Origin of the sequence: Microcoleus sp. AT9b-C3, from assembly GCF_036705485.1 — a bacterium.
In the GTDB taxonomy this organism is placed as follows: Bacteria; Cyanobacteriota; Cyanobacteriia; order Cyanobacteriales; family Microcoleaceae; genus Microcoleus.
Genome location: NZ_JAUBUR010000032.1, coordinates 30,821 through 48,549, shown reverse-complemented (window position 1 = coordinate 48,549; position 17,729 = coordinate 30,821). Strand labels below are relative to the sequence as shown.

12 protein-coding genes and 1 other RNA gene are annotated in these 17,729 nt (G+C 45.9%); 5 read left to right on the top strand and 8 right to left on the bottom strand.

Going from position 1 to position 17,729, the window contains the following annotated elements:
* The first annotated feature begins 236 nt into the window (after positions 1–236).
* Complete coding sequence (groL, locus tag QUB77_RS24190) at positions 237–1,928, top strand: chaperonin GroEL (RefSeq protein WP_333172196.1); 1,692 nt, start codon at positions 237–239, stop codon at positions 1,926–1,928.
* Positions 1,929–2,240: 312 nt separating this feature from the next.
* On the opposite strand, the gene QUB77_RS24185 is transcribed toward groL, so the two are convergent.
* On the bottom strand, positions 2,241–2,498 hold the full coding sequence (locus QUB77_RS24185; RefSeq protein WP_050813024.1) for a DUF2811 domain-containing protein: 258 nt from the start codon (positions 2,496–2,498) through the stop codon (positions 2,241–2,243).
* Between the two features lie 210 nt (positions 2,499–2,708).
* On the opposite strand from QUB77_RS24185, the gene QUB77_RS24180 reads away from it, so the two are divergent.
* Positions 2,709–2,963: a hypothetical protein gene (locus QUB77_RS24180; protein WP_333172195.1), complete on the top strand. Its 255-nt coding sequence runs from the start codon at positions 2,709–2,711 to the stop codon at positions 2,961–2,963.
* Positions 2,964–2,991: 28 nt separating this feature from the next.
* Here QUB77_RS24180 and QUB77_RS24175 read toward each other — a convergent pair whose 3' ends face one another.
* Positions 2,992–3,213 (bottom strand): hypothetical protein, encoded by a 222-nt coding sequence (locus QUB77_RS24175; protein ID WP_333172194.1) that lies wholly within the window; start codon positions 3,211–3,213, stop codon positions 2,992–2,994.
* 77 nt (positions 3,214–3,290) lie between these two features.
* Entirely contained in the window at positions 3,291–3,950 is a 660-nt protein-coding gene (locus tag QUB77_RS24170; RefSeq protein WP_333172192.1) for a class I SAM-dependent methyltransferase, read from the bottom strand.
* A gap of 162 nt (positions 3,951–4,112) precedes the next feature.
* Between QUB77_RS24170 and QUB77_RS24165 the strand changes: the two genes are divergently transcribed.
* On the top strand, positions 4,113–4,379 hold the full coding sequence (locus QUB77_RS24165) for a hypothetical protein (protein WP_333172190.1): 267 nt from the start codon (positions 4,113–4,115) through the stop codon (positions 4,377–4,379).
* A gap of 235 nt (positions 4,380–4,614) precedes the next feature.
* Positions 4,615–6,660, top strand: a complete 2,046-nt coding sequence (locus QUB77_RS24160; RefSeq protein ID WP_333172188.1) for an ATP-binding protein — start codon at positions 4,615–4,617, stop codon at positions 6,658–6,660.
* Between the two features lie 45 nt (positions 6,661–6,705).
* On the opposite strand, the gene QUB77_RS24155 is transcribed toward QUB77_RS24160, so the two are convergent.
* The 5 genes from QUB77_RS24155 to QUB77_RS24135 all read right to left on the bottom strand — a co-directional run bounded on the left by QUB77_RS24155 (position 6,706) and on the right by QUB77_RS24135 (position 15,377).
* Complete coding sequence (locus tag QUB77_RS24155; RefSeq protein WP_333172186.1) at positions 6,706–7,878, bottom strand: Gfo/Idh/MocA family oxidoreductase; 1,173 nt, start codon at positions 7,876–7,878, stop codon at positions 6,706–6,708.
* Between the two features lie 164 nt (positions 7,879–8,042).
* Positions 8,043–8,750 (bottom strand): ribonuclease III, encoded by a 708-nt coding sequence (rnc, locus tag QUB77_RS24150; protein ID WP_333172184.1) that lies wholly within the window; start codon positions 8,748–8,750, stop codon positions 8,043–8,045.
* Between the two features lie 385 nt (positions 8,751–9,135).
* Positions 9,136–9,568: RNase P RNA component class A (rnpB, locus tag QUB77_RS24145), an RNA gene on the bottom strand.
* Positions 9,569–9,886: 318 nt separating this feature from the next.
* On the bottom strand, positions 9,887–11,065 hold the full coding sequence (gene corA, locus QUB77_RS24140; RefSeq protein WP_333172182.1) for a magnesium/cobalt transporter CorA: 1,179 nt from the start codon (positions 11,063–11,065) through the stop codon (positions 9,887–9,889).
* Positions 11,066–11,141: 76 nt separating this feature from the next.
* A complete protein-coding gene (locus tag QUB77_RS24135) occupies positions 11,142–15,377 on the bottom strand; it encodes a PAS domain-containing protein (RefSeq protein WP_333172180.1) in 4,236 nt (1,411 codons plus the stop codon).
* An 877-nt stretch (positions 15,378–16,254) separates the two neighbouring features.
* On the opposite strand from QUB77_RS24135, the gene hemG reads away from it, so the two are divergent.
* The gene (gene hemG / locus QUB77_RS24130; protein ID WP_333172178.1) at positions 16,255–17,703 is read left to right on the top strand and encodes a protoporphyrinogen oxidase; all 1,449 of its coding nucleotides are present in this window, start codon (positions 16,255–16,257) and stop codon (positions 17,701–17,703) included.
* The last annotated feature ends 26 nt before the right edge of the window (positions 17,704–17,729 follow it).

The window sequence follows — 17,729 nt, the reverse complement described above, 5'->3', positions numbered from 1 at the left end:
TCAACCAAAACCTGATTATATCGATATGTCACAAACCACATTATATCTGTGGGAACACGATATCTGTGGGGGCACGGCAATGCCCTGTCCTGAGCCACCCGGAACGATCGCCCAAATCCCAATCCGCCCCCGCAATCCCCCACAGCGTTGACTCGCGCTACAATCAAAAATCGATCAACTTAGCACTCAGACTCAGAGAGTGCTAAATTTGCTAATGTAAGCGATTGGAGACAAACATGACCAAAATAGTTGCATTTAGCGACAAATCTCGGCGGGCACTAGAACGCGGCGTCAATCAACTCGCCGATGCTGTCCGCATCACCTTGGGCCCGAAAGGCCGCAACGTCCTATTGGAAAAGAAATACGGCAGTCCCCAAATTGTTAACGACGGTATCACCGTTGCTAGGGATATCGAACTCGAAGATCCCCTGGAAAATGCCGGCGCTCGCTTAATTCAAGAAGTCGCCTCCAAAACTAAAGATATCGCAGGCGACGGCACAACAACCGCAACGGTTATCGCTCAATCCCTCATTCGCGAAGGTTTGAAGAATGTCGCAGCAGGCGCAAACCCAGTCGCGCTGCGCCGGGGTATTGAAAAAACGATCGCCCACTTGGTACAGGAAATCGAGAAATTGGCGAAACCCGTCGAAGGCAGCGCCATTGCTCAAGTCGCCACTGTGTCCGCCGGTAACGACGAAGAAGTCGGCGCCATGATTGCCCAAGCAATGGAAAAAGTCACGAAAGACGGCGTAATTACTGTTGAAGAGTCGAAATCTCTGACAACAGAATTGGAAGTTGTCGAAGGGATGCAGTACGATCGCGGATATCTTTCTCCGTATTTCGTCACTAACGGCGATCGCATGGAAGTTGATTACGAAAACGCTCGCATCCTGATTACCGACAAAAAAATTAGCTCGATTCAAGAACTAATTCCAGTTCTCGAAAAAATCGCCCGCACCGGTCAACCGTTCCTAATTATCGCCGAAGATATTGAAGGCGAAGCTTTGGCAACTCTGGTAGTCAACAAAGCCCGCGGCGTATTGAATATTGCAGCTACCAAAGCTCCTGGTTTTGGCGATCGACGCAAAGCTATGCTTCAAGATATCGCCGTGCTCACCGGTGGTCAACTGATTTCTGAAGAAGTCGGACTCAGCATCGATACCGCAACTCTAGAAATGCTCGGTACCGCCCGCAAAATTACGATCGACAAAGAAAACACGATCATTGTTGCTGGCGACGAACACAAAGCTGACGTGCAAAAACGGATCGAGCAAATCCGCAAGCAGCTAGAAGCGACGGATTCCGACTACGACAAGGAAAAGCTAACCGAACGCATCGCCAAACTCGCCGGCGGCATTGCTGTAATTAAAGTCGGCGCCGCTACCGAAACCGAGCTCAAAGACCGTAAACTGCGTATTGAAGACGCACTGAACGCTACTAAAGCTGCTGTGGAAGAAGGTATCGTTGCCGGAGGTGGCACGACCCTAATTCACCTGATTACAAAAATAGATGCGATCGCACATACTTTAGACAGCGAAGAACAAGTAGGCGCTGACTTGGTGAAGAAAGCTTTGGAAGCACCTTTGCGTCAAATCGCTGATAATGCTGGCGTTGAAGGTTCGATCGTCATTGAGCGAGTGCGGGCGAGCGAGTTCAACGTTGGCTACAACGCTCTCACCGATGTGTACGAAGATATGATTGCCGCCGGGATTATTGACCCGGCTAAGGTGGTGCGATCGGCTTTGCAAAATGCCGGTTCCATTGCTGGTATGGTGTTGACCACTGAAGCTGTGATTGTCGAAAAACCCGAGAAGAAAAAAGCCGGCGGCGACATGGGCGACATGGGCGGCATGGGCGGCATGGGCGGCATGGGCGGCATGGGCGGCATGGGTGGCATGGGCGGCATGGGCGGCATGGGCATGATGTAGTCTTCAGCCATTAGTTTGTACTCTGTAGAGTGCGCCATCAGCACCATTGGTGTCAACAAGCGCGTCTTATGTACTACCCGTCTACTGTTTGACCATTAAGACAGCTTATCCCCCCGGCGTCTCCTGATAGTCCGGGGGGACTTGAAGCTATCAAAGTCCCCTTCTTAAGGGAGATGCAATGGCGATCGGCATTAAGCTACAAGCCATAGTTTTCAGGGATTTTAAGCTTAAGTTGCCACCTATACAGTGCGCCCCCTCCCGGTCAACTAAAATCCTTCCCAGAAACCGCCTCTCCTCCTCTCCCCTGATCCTTCAAGACGACGGAGTTACATTGTTGCTGTGCAAGTCTTGAGGAGATTGAAACAGAGTTTCGAGATAAACTCTCGCAGCTTGGCGATAACTGCGCGAAGCTTCAGGCGTACCGCTATCGGCATTCTGCAACAAAAACAGCGACAGGGCCGCGCAAAATACTCGGTCTAGATCCCATTCGGGATGGGTTTCCAGGTAAGTTTTGAGAGAATCGTGCAGCGTTTCGGGAATTTCAGCAAAAATACTGACTGTTGGGTTCATCATTTTTTTTAGTCTCGCTAATAAATTGAAAACAGAACCCCCCCTTCGGCCGGATACAGGTGCAGGCACAGCCGAAATCAGAGCGCTTTTTTTAGGTCGGTCGCATCATTGTGCGCTATGAGGGGGTGGGTTTGTCAATGTTGCGAAATATTACAAAGTCCTTTAGATAAAAAAAAGGTTTACCAAATAATAAGCTTTTCAGGACATTTTTTGTTACATATCTTTATGTTTTGGGGGGTTTATGAGGAATTAGGCAGCAAGTTAAGGAAATCCCCAATTCCGCAGCAAGATGCTACCGTGCCGTTAATTTCTGTGGAAAACTTTGTCGGATCTGTGGAAAACCTCAGACTTGCCTGTGGAAACGCTGTGGAATGTTTAGGGAAAAGTCAGGGAAAAAATAAGAATTGCAAAGGGCATGGGGCATGGGGCATGGGGCATGGGGCATGGGTAGCAAATAACAAATGATTAATGACTACTGACTGCTGACTACTGACTAATGACTTCCTAAGTGCCACTGTGCCGCTTTTTGGCGGATGGTTGCCAATTCAGTCGGTGGCATTTTGTCGAGATTGGCTAAGATAAAGCTCATGGGATCGATCGACTGAAGTTTTTCCCGGTGGCGCGCTAGGAAATCCCTGTAGGGAAGATCGATCATCGGTGCGGTTGATAGCAGCTTGGTTCTGCCAAAGTTGATCGCCTCATATCCAAACGCCAAAAGTTATCTTTTACTTTTCATGAGGGCTAGTCGTTTATTCAGAAAAATTAATGGGCTGAAAAATCACAAATCCCAACTCATAATTTATCCGCTGGTGGCGAGAACGTACTAGAGCATAACATTGATTTCCAAAGATAGGGACACCGACCAGCAAATTTAAATTTTATGTCGGTGTATCCTTCAGATGTTAATAACTTGGTCAGCGTCTCTACTGAAAAAAATTTAATGTGACCGTTATCCCAAAGAACGGTAAAATGTTTATCTAGTTTGCCAGAAACCGCTAAAGCCAGATTTTTTAAATAGCCGTGATAGGGTGTGGAAATAATTAGTTTCCCTCCCGGATTGAGGCATATTTTGGCGGTTCTTGCTAGTTCTTTAGGATAAAGCAAGTGTTCGATTACTTCAATAGCTAAGACAACATCAAATGAGTTCAGAATATCGGTATTTGGGAGGTCGTAAATATCTGCTTGGATAAACTGACAATCGGGGAAACTTTGACGGGAGATGGCAATTCCGGGCGCAGAAGTGTCAACGCCGACCACTTCGCAGCCGTGCTCTGCGATAACGTGACTGAGACTGCCATTGCCACAGCCGAGATCCAAAACTCGGAGTTTTGTCTTGCTGGTCTGCTGAAGTGTCGCCAGCATTTCTAAAAGGGGAGATATCAAATAAGCGTGATGATATCTCGGACGGTTGTTTGTGTAATAATACGTATAATTGCTAAAGTTTTTTTTCATCGATTAAGCTATGGAGATTATTTCCGAGACCGCGAATTTACGGAGCGTGGGTGCACTATTTGGGCCAAGGTTCCCCACATTAGGGTTGTCAGAGTCGATCGGCAGCTCGATCGTCTCATTCTTTTTGTTTGACCGGTGAATTATTGTCACCGAATCAACCGGATGGCAAAAGAAATCTTGGACAGGTTGCAAAATCTTGCATCGCCCATCTCTGGCCCATCTCTCGAAGGCATTCCGAAAGAAAAAGTCCGATCGAGCAAGAATTCTCTCTGTACACTAGCCGGAAACCGAACTTTTTGCCTGTTAATTTGGGGCGAGTGCATCAATGCGATTCTAGCTTCAAGCAACTGCGGTATGTCCACCCGACGCTTTTTGCAGCCTGAAAAATGTGCTCAGGGGCGATCGGATGCCAGTCGCTCCGAGAATTGAGAAGGGAAGTGTGACCGAAATCACAGCCATGTGCGAAACAAATTGCTGAGCATCTTTGGGTTCACACACTTAGAATCGAGATTACTACAGTGGCTCCTATAATTGTGTTTAAATGTTGTTCTGAAGCTGTGTTGTCGAGTCAGCAGAACCCCCTAGACAGATTCATGCTTTCGGTCTGGTTTATTTCACTTTAATGGTCGCTGTTGGGTGTTGCACCTTAATTTAGATATTTCCTATGGTTAAGTTAGGTCAATCCTCCTTTCGCCGTATTTTACTGTCGCGGATTTTGTTGCTCAGCGTACCTGTTCTACTGGTGGGGGAGTATGTTACCTATCGCAAGGCACGCTCGACGCTTCTGGAAACTGCTCGTCAAAACTTGACAGAAAGTGCAGTCAGAAAAGCAGACACTATTGAACAGTGGGCGAAATCGCTGAAGTCAAATCTGATCGGCGCTTCGGAAAGCTCGATGTTGCAGTCGGTAGATCCGAAGGATTATCAAAAGTTTATCGCCCAATTAGGGCAGCGGTTGCCAGCGCAGGTTGATTGCTTGCAATTGACTAATTTAAAGACAAATCAAGTGATAGCAAGCACTTGCGGGCAGCAGCCGATTCAGTCGTTGCCGGCAAAATTTTGGCCGCCCGTACAGCAGCAGCAAACGCTGCTGGACGACAAGAGCGTTTACATCAGTCTCTCCTTACCTAAGCAGCGACAGGGGACAGCCAACGATCAGAATGTGGGTTTGGGGGCTGAGGATTTTCCCGATGCGGGTAAAGAAGGCCGCGATAGCCAAGCGAGTTTGGTGTTGAGCGCTCCTGTTTACATTCGTCGGGGCAATACCCTGCAGTTGAGTTATGCTTTGAGTTTGCAGTCGGCCTTGCCTGTGCAAACCAGTGCTCCCAAGGGTTCTTTAGCCGGCTATACGGTGGCGATCGACCAAGATGGGACGATTTTGGCGCACCCGAATATCAACCGCGTGGGCCGCAATATTGACCAAGAGGCAGATGCCGCTCGACTAAAAAGTATTGTCAGAAGGGCGATCGCAGGCGGAACAGCTTTTCTCCACCTATTTTCCTTTGAAAGAAATGGTGTAGAGTTGCTAGCAGGATACGCCGCTATTCCGAGTCCTTCAACTACACAGGAGAACAGCAAGTGGATTATTTTAGCTGTCTCTCGCTTAGATTACGCTCTGTCGGGTTTGGAAGAAATTCAGCAAGTTTTATTTAATTTAATTGTAGGTTTGATTGCTGCTAGTATCATCGCGACTTTATATCTGTCTCGCGACTTGGCGCGTCCTGTGGAAAAACTGAGAGACTACGCGATGAAAGTAGATACGGAAGCGTCGCAGACAGTGCCCCAAGATTTCCAAATTAGGGAATTTAATCAACTATCAGAAGCACTCAACAGCATGGTGCAGCGCCTCAGATCCTGGGCCAGAGAATTGGAAGTCGCAACCAAAGAAGCGCAAGTTGCCAATCAATTAAAAAATGAATTTTTGGGGAATATTTCTCACGAATTGAGAACGCCGCTCAACGGGATTATTGGTTTTATTCAAATTGTGCGGGACGGCTACTGCGATGACCGAGATGAAGAAATGGAATTTTTACAGCGTGCCCACGATTCGTCAATGCAATTGCTCAATATTATTAATGATATTTTGGACATTGCTAAAATAGAATCCGGCACGTTCTCCATGATGTTAGAAGTAGTTGACATTACTCAGGTACTTGAAGACGCGATTGATTTGCAAGCGAGTCAAATTGAGGAAAAAGGCTTGAAGTTAAGTTTGCCAGAACCTCATGATCCGATTATCGTTCATGCCGATCCAGAGAAGCTAAAACAGGTGTTTTTAAATGTTTTGAGCAATGCCGTTAAGTTTACAGAGTCGGGCAGCATTAATATATCTGTGCGGCTAGAATCGAGGACTAATGCTGGTAGTTTTAACGGCAGTGGGGAAAGTATGACGGGTCCCAGCGGTCAAAGCGATTGGGTGGTGGTGACAATTAAAGATACGGGAATTGGTATTGATCCCGAGCACCAGCAGAAATTGTTTCAACCTTTTGTGATGGCTGATGGTTCTACAACTCGCAGGTTTGGCGGTAACGGTTTGGGCTTGGCTATCTCGCGAAGGATAATGGAATCTATGATCGGAAGCATTACCCTCCACAGCGCGGGCGTGAATCAAGGTACTACGGTGATGATTTCTTTGCCTGTCAATCAGCAGTCAAGTTTTTATTTTCACAGCCCGGACTTAGTAACGGAAAAGGGAAATTTCAAAAGTTGAGGAGTAATTTTCCCAATCTAAAATCTAACATCTAACATCTAAAATCTAAAATGGTATTAGGGGCTGTCCGCCGAGTTCGAGGGATTTGCTCAAAGTGCTCAGAATGCGGATTAATTCGACGGAGGCCGCGCCGGATGAGGTAGGACAGGGGGTATTTGTTTGCACGCAGTTGAGGAAGCGATCGCACACTCGCCGCAACGGTTCTACTTGTTCTAAACTCAACACTTCGCGGTGTCTGAGACTTGTTGGCTGCGGTGCGATCGTCTTCGTTGGCGTAGCCCCCGTAGGGGCGGGCTTCGCTAACGCACTTTCAAAAGAGTTATTATCTTCGCCTCCCCAATCTGGATTGCCACGCTGCACAATCAGAAGAGTTTCTGGCGACATTTCGTCAAAAATCAAGGTTCCCAAACTGCCAACAACTGTTAAGCGCCGTTGTTTGTCGGGATTTAGCCAGCACAGATGAATAAATGCTTGAAATCCGTCGGGATAGGTAAGCGTTACCCAAACTAAATCTGCTAGTTTTTCTGCAGGCTTACTAGCCAGCAGTGAAGGATCAAATTGATTTTCAATTTCTGCTGCTTCTTGATTTATTCCTTCTTCCTTTTTCCCTTTTCCTGATTCCTTCGGAAATACAGTGCCGATCGCTCTTACTTCAATTGGCGTTTGTTCCAACCAACTATTGAAAATAGCGATATCGTGAATAGCCAAGTCCCAAAGGGCATCAACGTCATGGCGAACTGGTTCAAAATGGGTGCGCTGGGCGTAACCGTAGCGCAATTTTCCGAGTTGATGCTGTTGAATAATTCTTTGGCCTCGATCGACTGCTGGATGAAACAGATAAGTGTGGTCAACGAAGAGTTGCCGCTGCTGTTTTTCGGCTAATTGGCAGAGTTCTATAGCTTCAGTGAGGTTAAGGGCGAGGGGTTTTTCTGCTAAGACGTGGTAGCCTTGTTTCAGCGCTGCTGCTGCGAGGGTGTAGTGTGTGGAAGCTGGAGTGGCGATCGCCACAGCTTGCAGTCCCGGCAAGGCTTGCACTCGAGACCAATCGGTAGCTAGAATCACCGAGGCATCAAGATTAAACTGTTTTTGAACGGCCGCCAATGAATCTCGATTCGGGTCTACCACCGCTAAAACTTCGCTGTTGGGATGTTCGAGAAAGTTGCGAATTAAGTTAACTCCCCAGCGACCTGCACCCAATACAGCTATTCCGATTTTCATTAATTATAATTTCAAAAATCGCACAGGAATTATAGCATATTTTGTTATTATTATCTATGTTTTAATTCACAAAAATCACTGTTAACTGTTCGCAGTCGTGATTGGTTCTCAGTTATTGGTAGCAGCCAACAAATAACCAATAACTGATAACACCAGTCTACTGACTACTGACTATTAACTAATTTATTGAAAGCTGCCTGAGCCGCTGCTTGTTCTGCCGCTTTGATCGATCGACCTTTTCCCTCTGCTACCAACTTTCCCTGAATCAGAACTTCTGCGGTAAAACGATCCTCCCCGCCCTGCACTGTCCCGGTTTCTTGCACGCTATATTTGGGCAAAGTTTTGTATTTGCCTTGAGTCAATTCTTGGAGAGCAGCTTTGTAGTTTTGGCGGGCAGGATCGCTGCGGATTTCCGCCGCTAGGCGTTGAAAGTGAGAATCTAGCCAAGGGCGAATTAATTCTAAACTGTGGGTACTCAAATAAAGCGCAGCCAGTACCGCTTCCAAAGCATCTGCCAGTCGGGGTTCAGCGCCTGTTTTGTCTGCGGCGGCGCTGCTGGAAACAATTAAATAGCGATCGAACCCGTAACTTTCAGCGATTTTAGCAAGAATGCGATCGCTCACCAAGATCGATCGAATAGCAGCAAATTCCCCCACTGTACAGTCGGGATAAATCTCAAACAACAATTCCGACGCAGCCAGCCGGACAACTGCATCCCCGACAAACTCTAGTTGCTCGTAATTTGCCTTAGCTGACGCGCTCGCATGAGTCAAAGCTAAATCGAGGAGATGCCATTTTATCGCATCATTCTTTGGCAGTCCCAATTTTTGAATTAATGTTTCAAGTTGCTTTTGGCGACCCGGATAAATCATACCATTTTAGATTTTAGATTTTAGATTTTAGATTTTATAATTAATTGCGAATGACGGATGACTATCCGGGCTTGGAGCTTTTCTAAAGTTGCATGATTTTTTGAAACTGGTATCAGATTCACATCACTAAAAAGCTTTTTATTAAAAAACTAAATAGTCCTTCTGGTGCTTATAGTCCGATCTGTCAAGGTGGTGAATAAGTGCCTCAAACGCGGGAAATCTCTGCTTCGGGCGATCGATAAATCTTCTTTATTTCTTCTTTATTTGATAGATGATTAGCAATAAATAACATATCAAGAATAAAGATCAACGCTTACGATGACGCAAACACCTCAACTACACCTTGACAAGTCTGCCCATAAGCACCTTACCAAAATTTGGGTGGGGAAAAAGTCGGACATAAGCCGGGTTCTGTTCTCTCAACTGCAAGCAGTTTTCGAGGGCAGTTATCTATCTGGGACGCCTGTTACCAGACGCCTCAAGCGGTACCAAAAAACGGAACTGGTAAAAAACCAACCATAGTTCCTCCGACCTTGCTCCCAACTGGGGTTTACCGAGCCAGCACCTCTCGATGCTGCTGGTGCGCTCTTACCGCACCTTTGCACCCTTACCCCTAACATTTTGGGATTTTCGATGCTTGATTTTTGATGCAATCTCCAATCTCCAATCTCAAATCTCAAATTGGGGGGCGGTATCTTTCTGTGGCACTATCCTCACGATCGCTCGCACTGGGCGTTACCCAGCAAGTTTGGTTTTTCGGGAGCCCGGACTTTCCTCAGACAAGCTTTCGCTAATCCGCAACCGCCTGCGCCTACTTTTTCCCCAGATTTATTGTACGCGATCGTTCGTCAATCAATTGGGGATTTGAGATAGAATTTTTTAACTTGTCGCCCGCTTAATTTGGACATTTGTGTTTATTCAAACTCTTGTACGGTCTGCCCGAAAGCCCGCCCAACAATTAAATTACCATGCAAATCCCCTTAAATTCACTCACGGATGAATCAGGGGGCTGAAAAGTTGGGAATTATGATGCAAGGATTTATGGCACGGATTCCACTAGGGGCAGGAAACCTTTTTACCTAACATAATTTTTAATTATTCAATCTTCAATCCCCAATCTCAAATCTTCAATTCCGTTACTTTAATGAGTCATCTTTGATAGTAGAAAAATTATCAAACCAGCCGCGCCGCCAGAAGAAGTAAACTAAACCAGAGGCGATCGCTACCATAATTGCCCAACAAAGGGGATAGCCAAAATACCAATTTAGTTCCGGCATATTCCAGGGCGATTTCTCTGTATTGAAATTCATCCCGTATACTCCTGCAACAAAGGTTAGAGGAATAAAAATACTCGAAATCACCGTCAGCAGCTTCATGATTTCATTCATTTTATTACCAACCGAAGACAAGTAAACATCCATCAAGCCAGAAGACAACTCTCGATAGGTTTCCACCATATCCATCACCTGCACCGTGTGATCGTAACAGTCCCGCAGGTAAATTCTTACCTCTGGACTAATCAAATCACTGCTATCTCGAATTAAAACATTAATTGCATCCCGCTGCGGCCAAATGGCGCGGCGCAGCGTCAACAATTCTCGCCGGATTTTATAGATTTTTTCCAGGGTTTTGCGGGTAGGGTTCAGCACCACTTCATCCTCTAATTCTTCAATGCGCTCTCCGTAAACTTCTAATACAGGGAAGAATCCATCTATAATCGAATCTAACAGAGTATAAGCCAGATAATCAGATCCGTGTTTGCGAATTATTCCTTGTCCTTTACGAATGCGCTCGCGCACTGGTTCAAAACAATCATAGTCAGGTTCTTCCTGAACAGTTAACAGGTAATGCTTGCCCAAAATCAAACTTACTTGTTCTTTATGAAAAGTATCTAATTCTGGGTGGAGCATCACCATCCAAGCAATGATTAAAATGTGTTCTTCATAGTCTACTACTTTCGGTCGCTGGGGAACATTAACTACATCTTCTTGAGCCATTAGGTGTAAATTAAACACTTCGCCCATTTGTCGCCAAGTTTCTTTGTTTCCCAATCCCAACATATCAACCCAAGAAACAGATGCTGTATCTAAATACGCAGCAGCTTTTTGAGGATTTGCCAATTTGGCGCGAGTTGCGGCTGTTTCGCAATAGTCAATTAATACAATCTCCGGAGGCAGCGCATCTGGTTCTAAGTCGAGAGTTCCTGGCGGAGCCCCCGGATCGTCATAAAAATAGTCAACATAGGAATCATCATCATCTTCTTCTTTAATTTGTTTTGCAACGGCACTAGAAGTATGTATGCTTTTGTATACCATGCTAATATTCCTGACTTTTAGAACCTTTAATTAGATTATCATTTTTCTGGTGCAACTACCAATTATCAATGACTCCTTACCTCTGCCGAATGGGAATCTCGATCGCAAATTCAGTTCCCTCTCCCGGCGCGGAAATGCACTGCAGCGTCCCTCCGTGTCTTTCCACCACAATCTGATAGGAGATAGACAGTCCTAAACCAGTATTTTTGCCCACTGGTTTAGTAGTAAAAAACGGGTCAAATATCCGAGACTTAACAGACTCTGCCATGCCAGAACCGTTATCTGAAATTACGATCGCCACCCGATTGTTCTCAAGTACCTCAGTGCGAATCCGAATCCACGGCAATGTGTCGCAAGTTAAAGGTAAATTAGCAAAATCTTGCCCTTCCTCTTCCGAATAACTCCCCAGTTCCAACTTCCTATTCCTGACATCCGTTAAAGCATCAATAGCATTATTTAAAATATTCATAAACACTTGATTTAACTGTCCCACGTAGCACTGTAGCGGCGGTAATTTTCCATATTCTTTAATTATTTGAATCTGACGATTCCTGCCATTTTCTTTAATCTTGTGTTGCAAAATTAACAGAGCGCTGTCTATTCCCTCGTGAATGTTAACACGCTTAATATCTGATTCTTCCAGCCGGGAAAAGTTACGCAAAGACAGAACTATTTGACGAATTCGCTCGGCTCCGGTTTGAATTGAAGTCAGCAGGTGCGGGAAATCCTCTTTCATGAATTCTAGTTCTATTTCTTCGGCAAAATCTTGGATAACAGCAACAGGTTCCGGGTAGTGTGCGTGGTACAAACTGCACAGTTCCAGCAAGTTTTTGGCATACTCACTAGCGTAAGTGATATTACCGTAAATAAAACTGACAGGATTATTGATTTCGTGAGCAATTCCAGCCACTAGCTGTCCCAAACCCGACATCTTTTCCGCTTGAATTAGTTGAGCTTGAGTCCTGCCTAATTGTTTCAATGTTTGCTCTAGCTGGCGATTTTTATGTTTTAATTGAGCTTCGGCTTGTTTGCGCTTGGTAATATTGCGGGCTAGAATAATAATCTGATCTGAATTAAACGGCAACAGTCGGGCTTCATAAGTTTTTTCTCCTTCCGACATGGAAAGCGAATATTCTATATCGATTGAATTTCTTGTTTCGGAAATTTCAAAGATTGCTTGGGAAAATTGGCTGGCGACATTGTGTGGCAATATGTCTGTCATTCGTTGGCCAAGAAAATGTTCGGGAGGTACGTATAAATTCGAGGAAGTTCCTGACAAATAATCCACGATTATACCGTCAGCATCTAGCCGAAAATACAAATCAGGCAAAGCGCGAAAAACTGCTTCTAACTCTAAAGTTTTTTGGCGCAATGCTTCCTCGGCGTAGTACCGATCGCTAATATCAAAAATCACCCCATCCAAATAGCAAACGTTTCCATCTGCGTCGAACACAGGAGAACCTTTATCCCACACCCATTTAACCGTACCGTCTGCTGCTAGCAAGCGATATTCCAAGTTATAAGACTCTTTCTTTTCTATACCTTGCCGAATAGTTGCTTCTACTTTTGCCAAATCGTCCGGGTAAATAATACTAGCAAAAGTCCTGCCTCTCCTGTCCAAACGCAAAATAAAATCTGTCGCAGGGTAGCCGATTAATAAGTAAACGGCATCGCTAATAAAATTAGTCGAAAAATCGCACCTCCAGCGATAAACCACTCCCGGAATATTAGCTACCAAAGATCTAAATCTTGATTCACTCCTACGCAAAGCTGATTCCGATTCATGTCGTTCGGTAATATCGTGAGCGAAAGCTAGAACTGCAAATACATTACCTTCTGCGTCGCGCAGGGGAAGTTTTTGGGTATCAAAAATATTTACTGAACCGTCAGCAATAGTTGCCGGATCGCAGCGATTGTGGATGATTTCGCCGGCCAGTACAGCAGAGTCGTCTGTGCGGAAGCCTCTGATATTTTTGGCAGAATTCCCAAACACTATATCTTCTGAAAATCCTAACTCTAAATCGGATTTGCCAATTATTTGTTCGACTGTTTTGCCGATCGCTTGAGCGAAACTACTGTTTGCCAAAATATAGCGAAAATTTTTGTCTTTGGCAAAAATCCAGTCGCAGGTTTCGTCTATTACTGTGCGTAGGAGTTGTTCGGATCGTTCGGTTTTTTCCAACGACGCCTGCAGTTCTATTTCTAGGCACTTGCGAGCAGTAATGTTTTCAAAAGCAACACCGACGCAGTTGTTGGGTAACGGAAAAGCTTTAATAGAAAAAGCGCGAGTTATTCGACCCCCTTCATCGCAGTCAATATCTTCAAGTTCTACGGCTTTCTGACTGCGAATTACCGCAGCAAATGCTTGGGGAATGTTTTTCGATCGCAGATGGGGAAAAATCTCGTCGATTGTCATTCCCAAAACATCCGCCATTTCTAATCCGGTAAATATGGTAGCCGCGGGGTTTGAGGCGATCGCCCTGAGAGTGCTGTCATCGTCTATATTTTCTAAATGATAGACGTACAAACCAATTTGCATATTCTCCACAATTTGGTCGTAGAGGCGCACGCTTTCGTCTACCTGCCTGCGTTCGGTAATATCTTCAGTAATACCTAAAACGTACTGAGGACGGCCTGCGGAGTCGAGAATTGGCACTTTGCGGGTGTGCAGTATTCTCATACCTTTGTGGCGAGTTTGAATCGGCTCTTCGGCTATGTCTTTAACAGTAGATTGGTTGCGTTCACCGGTCAATATTTCTCTGTCTTGAGCAGTAAAAACATCAGCTTGTTCTTTGGGGTAAATATCGTAGTCATTTTTGCCGATCGCCTCTTGAGAGGTAACACCTGCGATCGTTTCTCCGGCTTTATTCCACAGCACAAATTTCAGCGAAGAAGCATCTTTAGCAAAAACTCCCACCGGCAGATTTTCTACTACGGAATTCAGAAACCCTCTAGCTGATTTTAATTCAGCTTCTGCACGCTTGCGTTCGATGCCTAAAGCGATGACATCGGCAACCGATGCTAAAGTTTCCTGAAAAGGTGCTGTCAGCGGCTGGCAACTGATAATTACCATGACTCCCACCAGCCGTTCTTCGACTATCAAAGGGTAGCCGGCGAAAGTTAGAATTTCCTTGGGTATTGGGCAATTTCTCGGCTTTTGGCTGGTGTTGAGAAGTGCTACTTCGGAACTTTGCGCGTCTGTTTCTTTCGCGGATTCTTCCTCTGGGAGTCCAAAATTATTCAGTTCAAATCCGCAGTCAAATTCCGGTTTTTTCTGTTTGGCGATCGAGTTAACCTTACTTTCAATAAACCTAGCCCGATCGTCTGTGCGGCTGTAGATTTCAGAGGCTGCTTGCAGTTCCCAAACATTCTGTTGAGAGTTGAAAGTCCAAATTTCAGCAGAAGCGACATCAAGATTCCGCACCATTGCCTCGCAGCAGGGAAGCAGGATATCTTGAGGGTGTTTGGTGAGGGCAATACCCACATCGGCTACCATTGCTGTGAGGCGAGAAGCTTGGGCTTTTTCTGCTTCCAATCGTTTGCGATCGGTGATATCTTCCACCAAAGAAAGCACGGTAAAAGTGTCGCCGCTGCGAATAATTGAATTGAACCAGCGACACCAAATTACCTGTCCGCTTTTAGTATAGTTGCGGTTAATTGAAGTATTGCCGTTGCCAGTGGCTAGTTCGATCTCGATCGCGCTTATAGCCTCTCTATCTTCCTCGCAAACCAAAGCCAAATCGCCGAACTGCTTGCCCATCATCTCATCGGATGTCCAGCCAAAGATTTCCTCGGCGCGTTTCGACCACTGAACGATCCGAAAATCTTCATCCCAGCCCACCATTGCTAGGGGACTGTTAGCTGCATTCAACCACAGTAAATGGTTCGATCGCCGCAACTGTTGAGTTTTCTGCTGCTGCCAGCGGTAGTGCCTGGTGATATCTCTACCAATACCCAAAACCCGCATCTGCTTGCTAGAGGCATCCACCGCTGGCGTGTAAGCAGTTTCGTAAATTTTAATCCCGCCGTCTGCCGTCGTCACCTCATGAATTGCCAGCCGTTTTTCCCCGGTAATAAATACTTGTTGCAGGCAGGAATCAATCTGCGAAATTATATTTTTGATCGCAGAATTATTAGGATATAATTTCAATAATTCCTGATTAGTTTTGTTGAGTATTTCATCAGGCTCTAATCCCATCCAAGCCGCAGCAATAGGATTGATCGATAAATAATTTTGCTGTCGATCGCACTCTAGGAAAGCATCAACAGAGTTAGACAAAAAAGACTGAAACGAGTTGATAACTTCCTGCATGGCTATTTTTTCATGAGAAAAGCTTAGTATTATGAAAACCTCGTATCTTTAGACTCATATCTTGCGCCATTTTCAATATGCTTTCATGGGCGGGCATCCTCCCCGCCCTACCAGAAATTAAATCTTTGTGGAACAGGCCGGAAAGCCTGTTAAGCGAGAATGGTGCAAGATGTGAGTTGACCGATCGAGGCAGCACGCATCAGGCAGTTTTAACCGCCTTGAATATTGATTATTGCTACACAGGACTACTTGGTCGCTTGGTACTTTTATGATCTATTTTCAACGGAACAATTACCGTTTCAAATATTTCACCCGCGATCGCATAGCAGCTTGAGCTTACACCCAGAATTTTGATAACGTAATCAGTTAAGACGATAGCAAGTCAACTCTCTCTTTTGATTAGGGCATAAAGCCCCATCTCTTCAGAGCGGGGTGCTAACTTGCTTAACCTGTAAAATTTTCCTAAAGTTAGTTTAACCCACTCAAATCTTTTTGGGCACTGTACTGCTGCGTTTCCCGGTGCAATTTTCGGCGCTGTTCCCTATAATACAAAAATTTTAAATAATATAGTATTTTGGGGAATATAGCTTAATTACAGCAGATCCTCTTTTTTTAAACCAGACCCAGCGGATACAAAAGCGAGATGGAGAGACCCGGAGACGGGAATGTGGGCAGAGGTTAATCAACAACCTGCGAGAAAAATGCTTCAGAAATGCCGGACAGCTTACCGATTCCCAATTCCCAATTCCCCATTCCCAATTCTCGATTCGCAATTCCCTATTCGGTAATCTGAAAGCGGTTTGGCAGTAAGCCCAGCAAAGAACGCAAGCCGTGCAAAGCCATGTAACATAAAGATTGCGATATTTTTCTATGTAATATGGAACTATTAGATACCTTGATTGTGGGTGCGGGTATTAGCGGTTTGAGTTTGGCGCACGCACTTGACAAGGAAGCAACGAGTGCATCACCGCTGAAGATTTTAGTCGCTGAGAGTCAGGGACGTGTGGGCGGGAACATCACCACTGTGACAGCGGAAGGGTTTCTCTGGGAGGAGGGCCCGAACAGTTTTTCGCCGACTCCCGAATTGATGAAGTTGGCGGTGGATGTGGGATTGAAGCAGGAGTTGATTCTTGCCGATCGCAAATTGCCTCGTTATGTTTATTGGCAAAAAAAGCTGCAACCGGTGCCGATGAGTCCACCGGCGATGATTCAGTCTCAGTTACTGAGTTTTCCGGGGAAACTGCGGGCGTTGTTCGGGGCTTTGGGGTTTGTCGCACCGGCAATGGGTATTGGACTTTCGCAGCAGGGTAACGAGGAAACTGTTTCTCAATTTTTCCGCCGTCATCTCGGTACGGAAGTGATGCAGCGGTTGGTGGAACCTTTTGTTTCTGGGGTTTATGCCGGCGATCCGCAACAACTTAGCGCGGCGGCGGCTTTTGGCCGGGTAGCAAAGATGGCTGATGTCGGTGGCGGGCTGGTGGCGGGGGCGCTGCTTTCTGCTAGGAAAAGACCGAAGAAATTGCCTGCAGACCCGAATGTTCCGTCTACTAGACCGGGGGAGTTGGGTTCGTTCAAACAGGGGTTGAAGGCTTTGCCAGAGGCGATCGCTGCTCAATTGGGCGATCGTGTGAAACTCAATTGGCATCTGACTCGCCTCGATCGTACAGAACGCCAAACTTACATTGCTGTATTCTCGACGCCCGACGGACAGCAGGAAGTTGAGGCCCGCACCGTGGTTTTGACCACACCCGCTTACGTTACAGCCGATTTGTTGCAGCCTCTGCAACCGGAAGTTAGCAGTGCTTTACAAGCTTTTACTTATCCTACGGTAGCCTGCGTCGTATTAGCATATCCGCAGTCAGATGTCAAGGAAAAATTAGTAGGTTTTGGAAATTTAATTCCGAGGGGGCAGGGAATTCGCACTCTGGGGACGATTTGGACATCGAGTTTATTTGCCGATCGCGCGCCTGCTGGGTGGCAAACTCTCAGCAGTTACATCGGCGGGGCTACTGATTCGGAAATTGGCAATCTCGACTCAGAACAAATCGTTCGGGAGGTGCACCGAGATTTGTCTCGGATTTTGCTGAAACCAGATGTGCCACAGCCAAAAGTTTTAGCGGTGAATGTGTGGAAGCGGGCGATTCCTCAGTACAATTTGGGGCATTTCGATCGCCTGCAACAAATCGATGAGGGCTTAAAATCTTTGCCTGGGGTGTTTTTGTGCAGCAACTACTTTGGCGGCGTGGCTTTGGGAGATTGCGTGCGAAGGGGTTTTGAGCGTGCACGAGAAGTGGGCGAGTATTTGAATGATAATTTTGAGTTTTGAATAGTCTGTAGGGTGCGCATTGCGCA